The organism is Desulfitobacterium hafniense DCB-2, from assembly GCF_000021925.1.
Lineage (GTDB): Bacteria > Bacillota > Desulfitobacteriia > Desulfitobacteriales > Desulfitobacteriaceae > Desulfitobacterium > Desulfitobacterium hafniense.
The window spans coordinates 4,396,983-4,414,202 of sequence record NC_011830.1; the positions used below are offsets into that span (position 1 = coordinate 4,396,983).

The 17,220-nt window shown below is 46.4% G+C and carries 17 protein-coding genes; 2 read left to right on the plus strand and 15 right to left on the minus strand.

Annotation, left to right across the window (positions count from 1 at the left end; all coding sequences use genetic code 11):
• Positions 1-97 precede the first annotated feature (97 nt).
• The 6 genes from fliE to DHAF_RS20730 all read right to left on the minus strand — a co-directional run bounded on the left by fliE (position 98) and on the right by DHAF_RS20730 (position 5,929).
• Complete coding sequence (fliE, locus tag DHAF_RS20705; RefSeq protein WP_005816234.1) at positions 98-442, minus strand: flagellar hook-basal body complex protein FliE; 345 nt, start codon at positions 440-442, stop codon at positions 98-100.
• A 7-nt stretch (positions 443-449) separates the two neighbouring features.
• Positions 450-980, minus strand: a complete 531-nt coding sequence (gene flgC / locus DHAF_RS20710) for a flagellar basal body rod protein FlgC (protein WP_015945059.1) — start codon at positions 978-980, stop codon at positions 450-452.
• A 5-nt stretch (positions 981-985) separates the two neighbouring features.
• The gene (locus DHAF_RS20715) at positions 986-2,164 is read right to left on the minus strand and encodes a protein-glutamate methylesterase/protein-glutamine glutaminase (protein WP_015945060.1); all 1,179 of its coding nucleotides are present in this window, start codon (positions 2,162-2,164) and stop codon (positions 986-988) included.
• Positions 2,151-2,594 carry a chemotaxis protein CheW gene (locus DHAF_RS20720; protein WP_014795285.1) on the minus strand — a complete coding sequence of 148 codons (444 nt, stop codon included), beginning with the start codon at positions 2,592-2,594 and terminating at the stop codon, positions 2,151-2,153. Before DHAF_RS20720 ends, DHAF_RS20715 begins: the two co-directional genes overlap by 14 nt.
• Positions 2,595-2,659: 65 nt before the next feature.
• Complete coding sequence (locus DHAF_RS20725) at positions 2,660-4,849, minus strand: chemotaxis protein CheA (RefSeq protein WP_015945061.1); 2,190 nt, start codon at positions 4,847-4,849, stop codon at positions 2,660-2,662.
• A 474-nt stretch (positions 4,850-5,323) separates the two neighbouring features.
• On the minus strand, positions 5,324-5,929 hold the full coding sequence (locus DHAF_RS20730) for a DUF4097 family beta strand repeat-containing protein (protein WP_015945063.1): 606 nt from the start codon (positions 5,927-5,929) through the stop codon (positions 5,324-5,326).
• 210 nt (positions 5,930-6,139) lie between these two features.
• Between DHAF_RS20730 and DHAF_RS20735 the strand changes: the two genes are divergently transcribed.
• Positions 6,140-7,186 carry an HD-GYP domain-containing protein gene (locus DHAF_RS20735; RefSeq protein WP_015945064.1) on the plus strand — a complete coding sequence of 349 codons (1,047 nt, stop codon included), beginning with the start codon at positions 6,140-6,142 and terminating at the stop codon, positions 7,184-7,186.
• Between the two features lie 12 nt (positions 7,187-7,198).
• On the opposite strand, the gene DHAF_RS20740 is transcribed toward DHAF_RS20735, so the two are convergent.
• Entirely contained in the window at positions 7,199-7,663 is a 465-nt protein-coding gene (locus DHAF_RS20740; protein ID WP_041272014.1) for a hypothetical protein, read from the minus strand.
• 232 nt (positions 7,664-7,895) lie between these two features.
• On the opposite strand from DHAF_RS20740, the gene DHAF_RS20745 reads away from it, so the two are divergent.
• Entirely contained in the window at positions 7,896-9,248 is a 1,353-nt protein-coding gene (locus DHAF_RS20745) for an IS4-like element ISDha5 family transposase (RefSeq protein ID WP_005808317.1), read from the plus strand.
• Here the strand turns inward: DHAF_RS20745 and DHAF_RS20750 are convergent.
• The 8 genes from DHAF_RS20750 to DHAF_RS20785 all read right to left on the minus strand — a co-directional run bounded on the left by DHAF_RS20750 (position 9,219) and on the right by DHAF_RS20785 (position 17,180).
• Positions 9,219-10,199 (minus strand): cell wall-binding repeat-containing protein, encoded by a 981-nt coding sequence (locus tag DHAF_RS20750; protein ID WP_015945065.1) that lies wholly within the window; start codon positions 10,197-10,199, stop codon positions 9,219-9,221. The two genes, DHAF_RS20745 and DHAF_RS20750, sit on opposite strands and share 30 nt — an antisense overlap.
• 92 nt (positions 10,200-10,291) lie before the next feature.
• Positions 10,292-10,669, minus strand: coding sequence for a flagellar protein FlaG (locus DHAF_RS20755; protein WP_015945066.1), 378 nt, complete (start codon positions 10,667-10,669; stop codon positions 10,292-10,294).
• A 39-nt stretch (positions 10,670-10,708) separates the two neighbouring features.
• Positions 10,709-11,041, minus strand: coding sequence for a hypothetical protein (locus DHAF_RS20760; protein ID WP_015945067.1), 333 nt, complete (start codon positions 11,039-11,041; stop codon positions 10,709-10,711).
• Positions 11,034-11,468, minus strand: coding sequence for a HEPN domain-containing protein (locus DHAF_RS20765; protein WP_015945068.1), 435 nt, complete (start codon positions 11,466-11,468; stop codon positions 11,034-11,036). The genes DHAF_RS20760 and DHAF_RS20765 overlap by 8 nt, the downstream gene beginning before the upstream one ends.
• Positions 11,455-11,796 carry a nucleotidyltransferase domain-containing protein gene (locus DHAF_RS20770; RefSeq protein ID WP_015945069.1) on the minus strand — a complete coding sequence of 114 codons (342 nt, stop codon included), beginning with the start codon at positions 11,794-11,796 and terminating at the stop codon, positions 11,455-11,457. Before DHAF_RS20770 ends, DHAF_RS20765 begins: the two co-directional genes overlap by 14 nt.
• Before the next feature lie 90 nt (positions 11,797-11,886).
• Positions 11,887-12,279, minus strand: coding sequence for a flagellar export chaperone FliS (gene fliS, locus DHAF_RS20775; RefSeq protein ID WP_015945070.1), 393 nt, complete (start codon positions 12,277-12,279; stop codon positions 11,887-11,889).
• 14 nt (positions 12,280-12,293) lie between these two features.
• Positions 12,294-13,826 (minus strand): flagellar filament capping protein FliD, encoded by a 1,533-nt coding sequence (gene fliD, locus DHAF_RS20780; RefSeq protein WP_015945071.1) that lies wholly within the window; start codon positions 13,824-13,826, stop codon positions 12,294-12,296.
• Between the two features lie 399 nt (positions 13,827-14,225).
• Positions 14,226-17,180, minus strand: a complete 2,955-nt coding sequence (locus DHAF_RS20785; RefSeq protein WP_015945072.1) for a flagellin N-terminal helical domain-containing protein — start codon at positions 17,178-17,180, stop codon at positions 14,226-14,228.
• Positions 17,181-17,220 lie beyond the last annotated feature (40 nt).

The following is a 17,220-nucleotide window of genomic DNA, read 5'->3' on the forward strand; positions in this document are numbered from 1 at the left end:
CATCTGATTATATATTAGATACTATTTACATTAACCCCCTAATTTCCTTCGTGAAAAACCGTACACTATTAATGTAGACCTTTATGTTTGTACATCCTTATATTTGCATCCTCATGATTTCATGGTAGGCATCCAAGGCTCGATTGCGGACGTCCACAGTTAAGGATAAAGAAAGTCCGGCCTTTTCCATGGCAATTACTGCGGTATGAAGATCCTGAATCTGCCCGGTGGCTAAGCCGAGACTGGCTACATCGGCTTCCTTTTGAAGGTTGTCTACTTTTTGCAGGGCTTCCTGTAAAAACTGCCCGAAATCAGCGCCTACTTTGGCCGCTCCGGCAGGAGTTTGCGGTCCGCTCCCTTCAACAGGGTTATTTTCCTGAATGGGATTCAGGTTTTGTTGAAGCATTAAAGGATGGACAGGTGCAATCGGATTAAAAGCCATGGCTTAATCACCCCTTCCCAATCTCAAGTGCTTTACTCATCATGGCTTTGGAAGCGTTCAAGGCTGTTACATTGGCCTCATAAGCCCGGGAGGCCGAAATCATATCCACCATTTCGGTCACGATATTCACATTGGGCATCCGTACATAACCGGCAGGAATTCCATCCTCGGTCGTTTGTGCCGCATCCGGGGAATCCGGATTATATTCTAAGCGAAAAGGCAGAGTATCTTCGGCAATTGCCTGGACTTCCACACCGTTGCCGGTGGCACCTGAAGTGGTTTGCCCCTGAAGCAAGGCCGTAGTGCTCACCGACCTGCCCTGCAGGGCCTGATTCAAGGTCTCGGCAAAGCTGGACTCTGTGCCTCTGGCTTTAAACACGACCACCTGACGCTGATAGGGGATTTGATTCCCTGCTTCGGTCAGCTGTCCCGTTCGTGTCGTATTGATATTGGCAATATTATTGGATATAACGTCCAGCCGCAGCCGCTGAGCAGTTAATCCCGACGCACTGATATCCATTGACCCAAATATACCCATAGTCCCTACCTCCTTTGCACACATTCAACAATATGCCGGGCGATCTCTCCCAAAGGAGCCACCCGATTGGCTAACCCCGCATCCACAATGGCCCGGGGCATACCATAAACCACACAGGTCTCTTCAGCCTCTGCGATAGCATAGCCTCCCCGTTCCTTGATCTCCCGCATTCCCCTAAGTCCGTCATTGCCCATTCCGGTCATCACCACACCTAAAGTGCCTTTACCGACTTCCTTCGCCAGAGACATGAACATGACATCCACCGACGGATGATAGAGAGTGGTAATCGGAGATTCATCGCCAATATGCAGAATGAGCTGGGAGCCACGGCTTTGCACCTGCATTTGTTTGCCGGCAGGCGCAAAATAAATGGTGCCTGCTTTCAGAGCCTCGCCATGAACTCCTTCCCGGATAGTGAGGGGGGACATCCCATTAAGGCGCTGGGCCAAGGGGGCCGTGAACCCCGGCGGCATATGCTGTGCCACCAATACCGGCACAGGGAGATTTCCCGGCAGCTGGGTTAAGACCGCTTGCAAAGCCGACGGTCCCCCGGTAGAAGTACCAATCGCTACAATCTCGACAGGATACTTGGGCAAGGCTTCTCCACTATCCAAAGAACGTCCTTTCGCACTTCCTAAGGTTGAGCTCGTACTGCCCAGAGAGGATAATCGATTCGTGTTTTCACTGGCAGCCCCGGCAGTCCAGGGGGGCCGGCTTCCTGAAGCAGGCGAAATTCGGCTTACGGCCCCCTTTTTGCCCAATCGTCCTAGATTCACCTGTGCAGCTGCTTTCACTTTATCGATTAAATCCCGGGCTAAAGCCTGAATATCCGCCCCCGGTCCCCCGGAAGGTTTGGCAACCACATCGAAAGCTCCTGCCTCCAAGGCTTTAACACTAGCCTGTGCTCCTTCTGTGGTCAAAGCACTAAGGATAATGATGGGAGTAGGCTGCCAGCGCATGATTTCACCCAGGGCTTGGAGCCCGTCAATCTGGGGCATCTCAATATCCATGGTCACCACTTGGGGGCGGAGGGCTTGAAGCTTTTCTATGCCTTCCTTGCCATCCCGGGCCGTATCCAGTACCTTAATCTCCGGATCCTGACTTAATATTTTTTGCAAAGTTAACCGCATAAAAGGTGAATCATCCACAATCAAAACGGTGATTGGGGATTTAGGCTGATTCATGATTCATCTCTCCACCCATAATATGATCAAGGTTGAGAAGAATCAGCAAGCGTTCTCCTATCTTGCCTACTCCACGAATAAAATGGGAATCCATTCCTAACGCAACAGGCGGCGGCGGTTCGATGGACTCGGTATCCAAACGCAGAACTTCCGTCACCGCATCCACCCGGATGCCAAAGACTTTATTCTGGACTTGCAGCACGATAATCCGGCTTAAATCGCTTTCTTCCACCCGTTCCATCCCAAAACGAGTCCGCAGGCTCACCACGGGGATGACATTGCCCCGCAGATTGATAACCCCCTCTACATATTCGGGAGCCTTAGGCACCCGGGTGATAGGCGGTATACGAATAATTTCCTGTACACACATAATATCCACACCAAATTCCTCGGAACCCAGACCGAAGGTTACCAATTGTTCTTCCGCCATCTTAGTCTCCTCCTTCATAAATCAGCTCGCACCTTATTATTCCATACCAAGCTGCCTTGACATATTTAGCCCTTCCTTGTTACAAGGATATCCTGAATCAAACTGCCGATATCGAGAATCAGGGTAACTTTGCCATCCCCTAAGATGGTTGCTCCGGCAATACCCGGTAAGTTATTAAGGAAGTCGCCTAAAGATTTAATCACCACTTCCTGTTGACCGCGCAATCCGTCCACAATCAGGCCCAGTGCCTTATCTCCCAACCCTACGACCACGACAAAGACTTCTTCTGCTTCTGCTTCAGGAGCAGGAAGCTCGAATTTGTCCCGGAGGGAGATCAGGGGAAGTGTATTACCGCGCAGCTGAACCATGGGTAATCCGCCCACATTTTTAATATCCTTGCGTTCTACCAGCAAGGTCTCTAAGACCGAAGATAGTGGAACAGCATAAATCTCTGTACTGACTTCAACCAATAACGCTTGAATAATGGCTAAGGTTAAGGGGAGGCGAATAGTAAACGTAGTGCCCTGCCCCTGGCGGGTGGTGATGTCGATCATTCCGCCCAAATTGTTCAGGGCCTTCTTAACCACATCCATGCCTACGCCCCGACCGGAAATATCTGTTACTTTATCAGCCGTACTAAACCCCGGCAAGAAAATCAAGTTGGCAATATCCCGCTCAGAGAGGCCTTCCCGCTCGCCAACCAGCCCACGGCTCAGCGCCTTTTCGTAGATTCTGTTCAGATCCAAGCCTTTGCCATCATCGGAAATCAGTATGGCAATATGATTTCCTTCATGATAAGCATCCAAGGTGATGGTACCCAGTTCCGGTTTACCGGCCGCCCGGCGTTCCTCCGGAGTCTCAATGCCATGGTCCACGGAGTTGCGGATTAAATGCATCAAGGGATCACCGATAACTTCCACCACTGTCTTATCCAGTTCCGTGTCTTCCCCCCGGAGGACCAGCTCCATTTCCTTTTGGGTCTTACGGGCCAGGTCCCGAACCAAGCGGGGAAAGCGGCTGAATACGGTGCCGATAGGAACCATGCGCAAACGCATAGCACTTTCCTGCAGGTCACTCATCAATCGTCCCAGATACACAGTAGTCTCATTCAAGTTATTCACCAAGGCATCCATGCGATACTGTTCCTTGAGCTCATGACCGATTTGAACCAGGCGGGTACGGGTAATTACCATCTCGCCTACTAAATTAATTAAATTATCCATACGTACAGTATCCACCCGAATGGTATGGACCTGGTTATTCCCGTCTGTGGCAGCATTGTTGCCGTTGCCGGCGGCGGGCTTAGGGGCAGCCGGCGCTGCCGGAATGACCGGTGCCGCTTGTACAGGTTTCGCCTCAGGCCGCACAGGTAAGGAAGGAGCCGCTTCCACAACCGGGAGCAACTCAGCAGCTTGAGCCGCCGCCACTTCTTCGCTGCCATAACCGTCAACAGCATCACCTATGCGGTAAGGATGAACCTCAACCTCTGCCAGCTCAGAAACAAGGAGAATCTCCCCACGAATTTCTTCAGGGGGATCATCAGATAAAATCAGCATGGCAAAGCCTTCTTCGCTGCCCACTTCCAGCTCTTCCACGCTGGGGCGGAGCTTAACCACTTTACCCAGATTCTCCATCCGCTGTACGGCCATGACGGCACGAACTGCCCTCATCAAGGTATTGGGAGCAAATTTAATATCGACTTGATACACTCCATGCCCCATATCCTGTGAACTTTTGACCTGTTCCGCCACTTCAAGAGACAGTTGAAAATCTACCCGCGTATAATTTGAGGTTAAATTCTCCTTCATATCGTTACTATCCGCCTCTTTAACCGGAGCAGGTGTTTCGCCATTCATAAGTGCCCGCATCTCATCCACCAAATCCTGATACTCTGCGGTGATTTCCACCCGCTTTTCCACTTGGCTTAACATCTCCTTGACGCGATCAGTAACCGCCAGAAGAACATCAACCATGGGGAGCGAAACTTCCATCTTGCCTTGGCGCAGCCGATCCAGTAAATCCTCAGCTGAGTGTGTCAAAGCCACTATCGAAGTAAACCCCATGGTTCCGGAGGCTCCTTTTAAGCTGTGTGCAGAACGAAAGAGATCATTAATCAATCCGACATTATTGCCTTCTTTTTCAAGTTGCAGCAACCCTGCTGCCAGTTTTTCGATTTGCTCCTGTGAATCGAGAAGATAAAAATCCAGAAATTCTCCCAAATCGACTCCCAAGTTTTGATTATCTTCCTGGCTCATATGCAGATCCACCCCTAACTTTTGCTTCCTCTTTTACATGAAAAAATGACCCGAACTAAACCAATATGATATACCCAATCCATTATGTAATCGGTGTAAGCCTTATGGGCAGAATCGCCCATTGTTCTTTATTCGCCATGCTTTTTGTAATTCCTCCAAGCAAGGAGTCTATCAACTAATCTTTGCATTTCACCAATATATGTTTTTTTTTACGTTAATAATACTAACACTACTCTAATTCAAGTGTAAATAAAACATTACTACATTTTCCTCAGATACAAATTCTATTTTACTCATAAACGTGTCCTGTTTATATAGGACCTTCATCCTAATTTCTCCCAGGAAAAATAAAACACTCCGATAAGCGAAGTGTTTTTTGACTCAAGAGGCTCGATCTTCCATGTAAAATAGCAAAAAATAAGAGACCTCCGGCTATATGCCTAAGCTCCCTATGGTTCACTTTCCTTTGCTCTCTTAAAGAGCCTTTTTCAAGGCGGCCAGCTCGGATTCAGTCTGCAGTTGGCGAAGAGCCAAAATATTGATAGATTCGCCTTGAATGGTTTGAACCGCACTAATATGGTCCAGTTTTTTATTCATCACTTCCAAGAGACCCTTCACATCATCCTGCTGGCTTTGACCGTACCGTTCGACCTTAGCATCCAGTGCATCAATCTTGGCAGTGAGTGTGGATTCGACCTCGTCAATTCTCTTCTCCAGTTTGACTTGTCTTTCTTCCAGCTTGACCTGGCCTTCTTCCAGCTTAGCCTGCCTTTGCTCCAGCTTGACCTGGCCTTCCTCCAGCTTAGCCTGCCTTTGCTCCAGCTTGACCTGGCCTTCCTCCAGCTTAGCCTGCCTTTGCTCCAGCTTGACCTGGCCTTCTTCCAGCTTGACCTGCCTTTGCTCCAGTTTGACCTGGCCTTCCTCCAGCTTAGCCTGCCTTTGCTCCAGCTTGACCTGGCCTTCTTCCAGCTTGACCTGCCTTTGCTCCAGTTTGACCTGGCCCTCTCCCAGCTTGGATTGCCCTTGTTCGAGACCCGTCAGCTTTTCCAGCACCAGCTTTTGAAACTCTTCGTTGGTCACGACAGTACCTCCCTTGCATTGGTTTGCTATACTTCCATTATAACCCACACATCAAACCAACAACAAGTCCCAATAGACGAACGGTTAAAATAGTTGAGCTAGACACCCTAAAGGTCATACACAGAATTTACGAAGAAATAATACGGCATTTACATTGCCGCTGTATCATATAGATAATAATGTATTCAACCCTTGAAAAGGAGCGGCAAGGTGATTAGATTATACAGTTTTGAGCTTTCCGAAGGCATGGTTTTGGCCGAACCCTTATTCGACGGAACAACCAATAATCTTTTGTTGAATTATGGAACAGTACTTACCGAATCCCATATTGCTGCCATAAAGAAATGGGGTATACGCTCGGTTACCGTTACGGAGCGTTATACTTTACTGATAGAACCAACCTCTTCTCTTGTTAAAGAACTCAAAAAAGGGCTTATAACAGAGATAACACGCCTTGCCCCCGAGAAAGAGGAAGCAAACACCTCCGATTTTATGCTCACGGTTTCTCAAGTCGCCTGTCAAACAGCTCTTAAACTATTGGACAACTCCGTCGTTTTAGATTCCTTAATGCGCATCAAACTTGTCGATGATGATTTCTTATTGCCTCACAGCGTGGAAACATGCGTCCTCAGTCTGCTTGTCGCCGGTTCTTTCGGTGTCGATGAAAGGGAACTGTATCATATCGGTATGGCAGCTCTTCTTCACGATATAGGGCTATGTGAGATGCCTCAGCTGATCAACATGGCTGAAATGCAACTTCATCAGGAAAATCTCTGGAAAGAGCACTCTCTTTACGGCTATTACCTCACCAAAGAATCCGGTCTGCCCCAAGAGGTCTGCAAATATATTCTCCACCATCATGAAAGCTGGAACGGAGAGGGCTACCCGAAAAATCTGTCCGGGGAAGCTATCCCCTTTGGTTCCCGGATTATAGCTGTTTGCGAACAATATAACCGGAAGCTCCGTCAAGAAAAAATCCCTCATTACCTGGCCATTGAATACCTTTATGGCGGTGGGGGATTTTATTTCGATCCCCATGTTGTCCAAGCCTTCACGAATAATTTGGCCGTCTATCCTCTGGGCTCCCTTGTCCGCTTGTCTACCGGGCAGGTAGGCGTCGTGATCAATGTCCGCCAGAACCTAGGTCCCCGGCCTATTGTAAGAATCTACTACAATCGTGTCAACATGCCCCTGCGCGTCCCTGTGGATATGGATTTGGCCAAGGAGCGAACAGTCTTTATCGAACAGGTTTTATAACGCTTTACCCCGTCATTGCATTTGTTTGTTGGAAAGGTATCGATATGACCCATCGGTCTTTAATTCAATGGTCAGGCGATATCTCTCAGCATCATTTGCTATAGCCCCCTCGTCATAATCATATCGGAGAGTGTAATCAATAGTCAAAATATGATCCTTTATTTCATAGGATAGGACTAATGGGCTGTAAGGTCTGGACCCTCGTCCGCCGCCATATACAACTGCGTCAAGTTCTTTATCATACCATGATTGTGAAGAATCAATAATCATTTCTCTGGTGATACCGTCAAAATATTGGGAAAGTGTTCTTTGGATAGTAGAGATTGGAACAACGACCCATCCACCTTGCTTTGTTTCAAAAAATTCTTCAAGCCTTCCACCCATTTTAAAATAATAAATATCCTCAAACAGATAAAACCAAGAGAAATATTGATTCTTTTCTTCGATTTCCGCCGGCGATTTCCATTCATATTCCAAACTATTGCTGTCAATAAATAGATATAAATAGGTTTCTGATAGACGGACCTCTTCTTGTCTATTCCCTAAATTACTAACTCAACTTTCGCAGCGCGAAAATCTGTTCAAACTCAGTCTACTACTGGATTAGGCTAAAAATATTTTGTTCATTGACAGAAAAACACCTTTCGAATTGGTAAAATGGAAGTGACCAAACAACCATAATTTCCAAAACAGAAAGGTGCGTATCTCCATGTTACAACACAACTCTCTGCCTGAACAGCATCAAAATCAGCTTTCTTTAATTTTTTCTTCCCTTAAGCTTAGTCAGCTGCTTCGAGCCGCTGGGATCCGCAAGTCCTATGGGGTTTCAAGCTTCGTTGTCTTCCAAATCATTTTCCAACTCGTTTTTCAAGGTCGAAATCTGTTTCGGCTGTTAGAAGGAAGCCGGGCAGAATCTCTTCCAGGTAAAGATGTTGTTTATCGGTTTCTCAATGACTCTCGGTATAACTGGAGGCGTTTTTACCAGTTACTCAGCCTCAAGATGGTCGGACGCTTTGAAAAGCTCACCTCTGCGCAGCGTATCCGTGTTTTTATCGTAGATGATTCTGTAATGGAGCGCGAACGAAGCAAGAAAGTTGAACTCTTAGCCCGAGTGTTTGACCATGTTTCGGGCCGCTTTGTTCGCGGTTACACCTTACTAACCTTGGGCTGGTCTGACGGGTTCAGCTTCGCACCCCTTGATTTTACATTGATGAGTTCTGCAAAAGCTAAAAATCGTCTTTGTGAAATGAGAGAGGACTTAGACAAACGCTCCGTAGGCTATAAGCGTCGCCTGGAAGCGATGAGCCCTAAACCGGACACCGTGGTTCAAATGCTTGAACGAGCTCTCAAAGCCGGATTCTCAGCGGATTACGTCCTAATGGATAGTTGGTTTACCCATGCTCCACTTTTGCAAAAGCTAAGGGATAAGGAGCTTCACGTTATTGGAATGGTTAAAGAACTTAAGCAGCGTTATCTCTTTGAAGGAAAATCACTCAGTTTACGAGAGCTCTACGCGAGAGTCCCAAAGAACCCGAAAGCAGAAATACTGGGTTCAGTGCGTGTTCATACCCCTTCAGGCTTAGCTTTAAAAGTTGTTTTCGTCCAGAATCGAAACAACCGAAGAGAGTGGTTAGCGATCTTAACCACCGATCTTTCCTTAGAAACTACTGAAGTCGTAAGAATTTACGGGATGCGTTGGAGTATCGAAACGTTTTTCAAAATGGCCAAATCGCATTTGAAGCTAGGAACTGAATTTCAGGGCCGATCCTTCGATATGATGGTTAGTCACACAACCATAGTCTTTACCCGTTACCTCATCCTGGAGTGGGAACGAAGAGAAAACAATGATGAACGCTCTCTTGGGGGACTCTTTTATCTTTTTGCTGATGAGGTTATGGATTTAGACTTGAAAACAGCACTACGTCAGTTAATGACGTTTGTTCTTAATCTACTACCCAATAAACCAGAGAATAACGAATCACTCAGTCAATTACAAAAGTGGATTGCTGCATTACCCAGTTATATCAAGGCTCTATTCCCTCAACTGGGGTGCGAAAGTTGAGTTACTAATAAAATTGTCCGAAATATTGTCGGGGCTCCCCAAAACATAAACAGTATTAATGTCGCTTAATCCGGCCCAGTAATAACTTTTTGTCTCACTAGGATTAACCCCTCTAACCAGAATAATAGGCGCTGACATTTCAGCAGCAAATACAGCCCCTGTCAAAGCATCTGCAAAATCTTCTCCAGTGGCTAAACAAACTTTATCTTTCCCTAATGTACTATCAAATCTTTGATTAATAGCCACATTACGGCTATACTTATTCGAACCGGTAATTCTTTCCGCATTGGGAAGCTGGTCAACAATACTATCTGAGATTATGCTGGAATCACCAATCACATAGGTCTTTATTACACCATTTAATGAAGAAATATATTCCCTTGTTGAATCTGGCAGAGAATTTTTAGGGACTAATACTATAGGGATCTGTTTTATAGCGGCAATTGGGGCCATTGATAGGGCATCCGAAAAATTATTGCCGGTGCAGACAACCAATTGTGTCGGAGTATCCAATTGCTTCGCTATCTTAACAGAAGTGTCATATCGGTCTGTCCCATATATCCTCACTGTTTGGATCTGCATTGAATTCAGTTGATTTTCAACATTCGCAGAAATAATCCCTGTTCCACCAATGATAAAAACATTTTTAACATTTAACCTTATTAAGGTTTGTTTTGTTGTATCTGGTAAATTATTCGTGGCAGTTAACAAAATGGGCGCCTTATATTTCTTCGCAAGAGGAGCGGCACATAATGCATCGGGAAAATCATTGCCGCAAGCTAAAACTGCATAATCGGACTGACCCCACTGTTGAGCAATTGCCGACGATACAGCATATCTATCATCTCCTGCTAATCGGATTATTGCTGGTGAGTTTGAAGCATAGACTGGGAAAGCAATTGAAGACGCAAGAACGAAACTTAAAATTAATCCTAATATTCTTTTCCGCATTCTGAGTTGCTCCTTTCAAAAAGCTTGTACAAAAGCACTGCCTCAATCCTTTGGTCAACCAAGGATTGAGGCAGTTATCATCAATGGATCCTTTAAACTCTTTGGTCAACGAATAATCCGGCGACATCGGTCAGATTATGGAGCAGCTCCATCACCCATTTCGGTGTGGACTCTTTAAGAACCTGCTCCGAGTCCTGGTCCACGATCCGCACCAGGATCTCCTCCTCGTCCTCTTCATGAACCTCGAACCGCATCCCCTTATTGATCAAGCCCATAAAGCGGTTCAATTTATCCACAGCCTTCTCAACTTCTTCACGGGGAATCTCTTCCCGGGCATTGGGAATTTCATTTTTGCGCTCGACAACCGGCCGGGGTATTTCCTGAGATCGTTCCAGTTTTTGGCCGGGATAGGCATCCACAGGCATCATGGTCTTCTGATGATTAGGCTGAATTGGCTCAATGACGATCATGAGAATTCCTCCTTTCAGGACTGAACTGAGTAGTTAGGGTTAGCGCACCCAGTTTCGGTGGTTCACAGGCTGCTGGTTCCCGCCGGAGTAGGCTTCCGCTACTTGATGATGGTGCTTGGCTTTACTATGAGTCGCTTGAAAGTGACTCATGAGGATTTGGTCTTCCCCCCGGATCTCAGTCAAGAGCTTTCTCCCCTGAGGGGAACTTCTGAAAGCATGGTCGGGCGTCTCCTCAATGAGGGTCTGCATCCGTTCCCGTTGATTCATCAGATCGTGGAACAACTCCATATCCTGTTTGTTAAGGCATTTCAGCATTTCTTTTGTGAGGAAAAGATAGTCCTGCCATAAGGATTGCGGCGTTCTCTCAGTCATACCCCGGTCCGCCTTTCCGTTCTTCTATATATTTCCTAACAAGAAAAAGCAAATGGTCGGCAGTATCTATCTGCTGTGCAGCAATTACTTTAGATGCAATATAAAATGCATCATAATCACTGGCATGGCGAATTTCTTCCGCTTTTATTATTTTTCGTCCAAGTTCTCTTGGAAATATTTCGGAGTGAATAAATTCCTTGTTAAAATAGGCCAGCGTATCTTTATGTCGTTTGAAAGCTTTACCTTCTATCGATAGTACTGCACAAATAGAGTGAAAAATCGAGTAGTAGGCACGGTTGTTTGCGCCTCGATATCGGTTCGCCTCAAAAAGGAGTCTGGCACTATCTAAATCTTCCCCGGCCACATCAATACGATGATAAGCGAGTTCAAAAAAACTGCCAACGTCAGGGTCATTAGGCCGCTTCATAAAGTATCACACCCTCTTCCTGCACGTTGATATAAAAAGGATACACCTTTGCCCACTGATGGAAATGAACAACATTTTTGACAACAGGCATCATCCAGATATTGTATGCCACATTATACTTAAATCCTAGTTCTGCTAGATCGTCCGAGTAATTATCCAGTTCAACATCAGTCAGGTCCACCAGCAACATGATATCTATATCCGAATTGTTGGTAAAATCTCCACGAGCATAAGACCCATATAAAATTATACTTTTCAAATGGCACCCATAAATCTTTTTAATTTCTGATGTATACTGGCTCAGCAGGTTTTGAATGCTATCCGTCATATCGAAGTCGCTCCTCTCCATCGAAGGAATTGTCTGCCTCACCAATAGTATACATCCAAAACAGAAAACTTAAAAGGAGCGAGCTATTCATTAAACCCCGGCCACCTTAGCCTGCTGGGCCAGCTTCATGGCTTCCTGCCAGGTATTGCGCATATCCTCCAGGATCTCTTTAGCGTTGCGCAGCTGCTGCACATCTTTTTTAATATTGCCTTCAATTAGGCAGTGCTCGATATACTCATAAAGTGCCGCCCAATTTTGGGAGATCTCATAATTCATATCCAGGGTACCCATAAATTCATGAATAATGGCTTGTACGCGAAGATTAGCATGATGAGATTTTTCTTTATCGTCGTTTTCCAAAGCCTGGATGCTCTCGCTAAGAAATCTTAAAGCTCCGTTATAAAGCAACAAAGTCAACTGCTCCGGCGAAGCCGTCATGATCTGCTGGTTTTTGTAAGCGGCCGCCATTTGGGAATTCAACATGCTTTCACTCCCTTTTAGTTTCCACTGCTGAACATATTGGCCAACCAGCTGCTTTGCTGGCTTAACTTGCTCAGAGCTAATTCCATAGCATTAAATTGTTTATAGTAGCGTTCTTCCATTTGGGAAAGGCGGTCGTTCATGCGATCTAAGCTGTCTTCATAATCGCGAATTTGCTTGGCCAGAGTACTTTCCGTATCACCTTTAATGGTACCGGTGATACCTGCTGTTTCCTTGATGTTATCCATCGTTGATTTTAAGCTATCATAGATGCGCACCGCTGCCCCTTGGCTATTCCGATCTTCTCCGGAAGAACCAAACAGTTTGTTGACAATATCCGGGTCGGCTTCCAAAGCTTTCTTCAGCTCGGTTTCATCGAGATAAAGCTTACCACCTTCCAGATAATCCTTTCCTGTGGTCACGCCTATGGCAGATAAAGAGTTATATTTGCCCTCAACTCCGCTGACAGGAGTCGCTATATCGTTGCGCAGCTTATAGATCAGGGACTGCAGGGTGGAATCATTGCGCAGAAGCCCACTTCTGGCCATCTCTTCCCACTGAGTAATCTGAGAATCACCCAGTTGACCCTTCATTTCGTTGGTCAGGGGCATGTAGCTTTTGTATTTGGCTTCATTTAATTCGCTGTTGATGGTTTCCAGCAAGGCGTTATATTGGTCAACGAAATCCTTGACTACAGATACGGCTTTGTCATTATCCGCTGAGACATGGATATTCGCGTCACCTGTTGCTTTCAGGGTATAGGTGACGCCAAAGGCGGTGAAGGTGTTGCCGGAATGGGTAATGGTTGCGCCATCCAACACAACCTCGGCATCCTTGCCTTTTATGGCTTCTGACGTTATGGGTTCCGTCGTTGTTCCTCCGCCGCCATCTTCCTTTACAACATGTAATTGGAGTTTCTCCAAAAACTCTTTACCTTTTTCACTTGTGGTTCCAGTAAAATCAATGGCCACGTCTTCCCCTGTACCGGTGGTACTGATATTAAAGCGATCCAAAGTGGCATCATAGCTGGCTCTAATCTTCAATCCTGATTTATTCAGGTCACTGACAAAGTCATAGATGCTTTTGCTGGTATCCACCTGGATGGTTTTGGAGGTGCTCCCATCGCCAAGCACTACCGCAAATGTCCCTTCCTCCAATCCGAACTGGGACATTAAGCTGTCCTTAGTTCTTCCTTCTTCAGTAATCTTCCCCGTACTGGTGACATTCGCTCCCTGTGCCAGCTGACCCACAGTAATACTGCGACTCACATTGGCCGCGTCAGCATTGGCTGTAGCGGTAACGATGCCCTCTGCCGATGATGTCACGATCTTAGGGATTGTGGTACTGGACAACCGATAATTAAACGCTGTGGTATTGCGAAAACTTTGTATTGTATTGTACATGGTATTATAGTCGGTTTTTTTCCATTCCAGCTGAGTTTTCTTTTGCCAGAGCTTATCATATTGCTCCCGCCGGGCCGACATCATGTCCTTAACCATTTGATCCACATCCATGCCCGAACCACTTAGGCCGTAGGTACGTATTGCCATATATAGTCCTCCTTCATATTACACTTTAACTCTCTATATGTTGATCCACTTGGTGTAAAAATCTAACTGCTGTACTTTCTCTCTATATAAGTTATCGGATCAATCGGGATAAGACTTTAGGCCTAAAGACCTATAATTTTGAAATATTACTGTTCTGTCCAGAATGCGACAACGTTGTCGCATTCTGGACAGAACCCAAGTTCCTTAGAAATGCCGCTTCCATCGATGAGTGGTGACAATCCTACGTTGTCCACATTAACTTTATAGCTTACTCTTGGAAGGAGCGGATATCAGGAAATCTTGCTTACATTGGAGGAGATTGGGAGTCCCTAAACCCTTCGCATCATTTGGGTTTGGCGTCTTCTGAACGATGAGGTGTCGGCAAATTCGATTGAGTAGTTATTTTAAGAGTTCCAGAATCATCTGTGGTTGCTGCTTTGTTTGGACCAATACGGCTTCGGCGGCTTGTGACAGCAGAGATTGCTTTACATGAGCCATCATTTCCTTGGCGAGATCGGCATCACGGATTCTTGACTCGGCGGCCTGTAAATTTTCTGCCGACTGGGTTACATTGTAATAGAGAGATTCAAGGGCATTGCGCTTGGCTCCGTTCAGCCCGCGGGCGGCACTTACCATGGCCATAGCATCAGCAACTGTGTCGATAGCCCGATCGGCACTGATGCGGGTGGTATAATCCAATCTTCTTATGCCAAGGATTTCTGTATTCATCATATATTGCGTCCCTGTTGAGACCATATTTCCGGAATTTGCGCCGACTTGCAATTTAAGATCCATTCCGCCGGTATATGTGATATCATATGGCCCGGGATAAAACACAGTATAGGAGGCGCTGCCGCCTACTCCGTCGATGGCAAAATAACCGTTTTTGCCTGGAGAGTAGGTCAAGGTCATAACGGTCCTAGGCCCTTGGGGCGTATTAATATTCTTGATGGCAGCGGCTACTTGCAGGTTTTGCGCCTGCAATTTGGCGTTGATCATATCGATCAGGCCATTTTCGCTATACTCCCCAGCATCAAGGATTATGGTTTTCCGTTCAATTGTGCCGTCGTCATGAAGATCAAAAGCAAGTTTATCATTGACTCCGGTTCCAATCGTAATCCCCTGGCGTAAATCGACACGCCCATCTATATAGGTGTCCGATGTACTTGGCGGAATATAGCCGGCATTTTGGTAATACTGATCAACCCTACGGAATAAAGTATTGACCGAATTTCCCGAAACGGAATTGATTTGGGTCGTTGTGCCGGTTGTTTGGGAACGAAGTTCTAAATACGAGCTGTATGAAGTTGCCTCAATCATACCTCCTAAGCCAGCAGCTGAAAGTTTGCCATTTATTTGGGTCACTAATTGAGCCGTATTGTACGTCCCAGCGTCCAGCGTAAAAGAATAGGGATTACCGTTGGCACTTACTGTTAATGAATCGTTAACCCCGGCGCTGATCGTGATATTGCTGATATTGGCTGTGCCGCGTAGATAGCTGGCGGAAGGCGTAGTCCCGGAGGCCTGCCCCATCGGCATGTTTGTCGTCATAAGCGTGGACAAAGCATTACCGCCGAAATTTTTCAGCGAATAAGGGAATTCCGGGATACCGCCGCCTTCTTTTTTATGTTCAAATACTAATTGTTGCGAAGAAGGGCCCACATAGCTTGCTGTTACATCCATACCGCTTAACTCGGTATTAATTGCCGATAGCAACTCGGCAGCACTATACCATTTAGCATCTAAAGCAATACTTTTTGCCTGACCGTCCAACTCAAAGGTCAAAGTATCGTTATAGCCGGTAATGATCTGTACGCCATTAGCCAGGTTAGTTTGTCCGGTCGCTCTTGCCTTGCCGACAGCGATTGGGGTGGTATTTCCTTCAACCAGCTGCCATGAGCCAGGGATAAGACTCGGACCGGAAACCGGTTCGCCCATAAGAGTATAGGCCGCACCCCCTGACACAGAGCCGACCGACCCCGCACCTGCACCGGTATACTCCAGCTGTAAACGGTCTCCGCTAAGTTTAGCTTCAACCTGAAGGCTTTGATTGGCAAACACTTGATTGAGCTGAGTCATGATTCCGGCCTGATCGTAGGTGCCTGCGGCTAAAGTTAGGGTATGAACAGTACCTCCTACATTCAGACGCAAAGTATCATTGCGCCCAGCCTCAATGGTGATGCCTCCTGCAAGTGATTTATACCCGGTAAATACAGCAGGAGAGCCGTTCGTGCCGGGGTGTATGTATTCAGAATAATGATTAGAGACCAGCCTGTCTAAGATAACCTGCTTCGCCGTTCCGCCTAATTGGTCAAGGGTATATCCCGCACCGCACTTATTATGCTGAAGCTTGAGGCGGTTGGAAGCATCTTTGGTCGCTGTGACATCAATGCCATTGGTATTAAAATGATGATTCAGAGCATCTACTAATCCTTGGGCCGAATAAGTGCCATCTGCCAAGGTAAGCGAAACATTAGTATAGGTGCCGCTATCACCCACACGAAAAGTCAGGGTATTATTCGAACTATCAATAGTTACGTCGCCGGATAGATATTCCGCACCTAAAAAATAGGCGCCGGAAATATAACCGGGTTTACTGTTATCATAAATAATGGACGTGTAAGAAGCAGGGGAATCGATCTCAATCATGGAGCCGCCAAAGCTGTCCAGAACTTTGGTCGGCGAATGATACACCAAGCTATCCCCTTCAAACCCCACCGTTACATCAGTACCAGCCCCTTTGAATTTCTCGTTCAGGGCATGCACAAGCTGTTCTGAAGTATAGTTGCCGGGATCCAAATGAATTTCCAAGGGCTGCTCATCCAAACGAAAGGTTAAGCGGTCATTTCTGCCGGCTGTTACCTGCAAACCATATTGACGAATCAGCGTATCTCCCGGCAATATTCCGGGAGTTGGCGTTTTTGTGCTTTTAATATCCTGGGCAAAGATTTTATGGGTATTGAATTCGGCTGTGCGGAACAGTCTTTCTAAATGTTCTTGTATTTGCAGAACTTCTTTCTGAATAGTCTCACGATCCTGGGTGGTTAAGGTATCATTGGCGGCCTGTATCGCCAACTCCCGCAGCCGTTGCAGCGGGGGCGAATTAATACTGCCAAGATAGCCATCGGCAGTATCCAGGTAGCTAAGTCCATCCTGAATATTTCTGGATGCCTGCATGAGACCGCGGATTTGCCCTCGCATCTTTTCACTGATACTAAGTCCTGCCCCATCATCAGCCGCATGATTGATTCTTAAGCCGGACGACACCCTTGCTAAGGGTGTGCCGGCTTTGTGTATATTCTTACTTAATGCGTTAGACGCCTTCAGTCCAGGAATATTATTGTAAATGATCACGAGAAAACCCTCCCTCCCATGAAGCTTCTTCAAGGTCTTA

What these genes read in the sequence shown, in the direction of transcription:
- DHAF_RS20760 (WP_015945067.1), bottom strand. Translation starts at nt 11,041, where the DNA reads ATGACTGAGAGAACGCCGCAATCCTTATGGCAGGACTATCTTTTCCTC.
- DHAF_RS20750 (WP_015945065.1), bottom strand. Translation starts at nt 10,199, where the DNA reads ATGCGGAAAAGAATATTAGGATTAATTTTAAGTTTCGTTCTTGCGTCT.
- DHAF_RS20745 (WP_005808317.1), top strand. Translation starts at nt 7,896, where the DNA reads ATGTTACAACACAACTCTCTGCCTGAACAGCATCAAAATCAGCTTTCT.
- fliD (WP_015945071.1), bottom strand. Translation starts at nt 13,826, where the DNA reads ATGGCAATACGTACCTACGGCCTAAGTGGTTCGGGCATGGATGTGGAT.
- DHAF_RS20715 (WP_015945060.1), bottom strand. Translation starts at nt 2,164, where the DNA reads ATGAATCAGCCTAAATCCCCAATCACCGTTTTGATTGTGGATGATTCA.
- DHAF_RS20770 (WP_015945069.1), bottom strand. Translation starts at nt 11,796, where the DNA reads ATGACGGATAGCATTCAAAACCTGCTGAGCCAGTATACATCAGAAATT.
- DHAF_RS20755 (WP_015945066.1), bottom strand. Translation starts at nt 10,669, where the DNA reads ATGATCGTCATTGAGCCAATTCAGCCTAATCATCAGAAGACCATGATG.
- flgC (WP_015945059.1), bottom strand. Translation starts at nt 980, where the DNA reads ATGGGTATATTTGGGTCAATGGATATCAGTGCGTCGGGATTAACTGCT.
- fliS (WP_015945070.1), bottom strand. Translation starts at nt 12,279, where the DNA reads ATGTTGAATTCCCAAATGGCGGCCGCTTACAAAAACCAGCAGATCATG.
- DHAF_RS20765 (WP_015945068.1), bottom strand. Translation starts at nt 11,468, where the DNA reads ATGAAGCGGCCTAATGACCCTGACGTTGGCAGTTTTTTTGAACTCGCT.
- DHAF_RS20720 (WP_014795285.1), bottom strand. Translation starts at nt 2,594, where the DNA reads ATGGCGGAAGAACAATTGGTAACCTTCGGTCTGGGTTCCGAGGAATTT.
- fliE (WP_005816234.1), bottom strand. Translation starts at nt 442, where the DNA reads ATGGCTTTTAATCCGATTGCACCTGTCCATCCTTTAATGCTTCAACAA.
- DHAF_RS20725 (WP_015945061.1), bottom strand. Translation starts at nt 4,849, where the DNA reads ATGAGCCAGGAAGATAATCAAAACTTGGGAGTCGATTTGGGAGAATTT.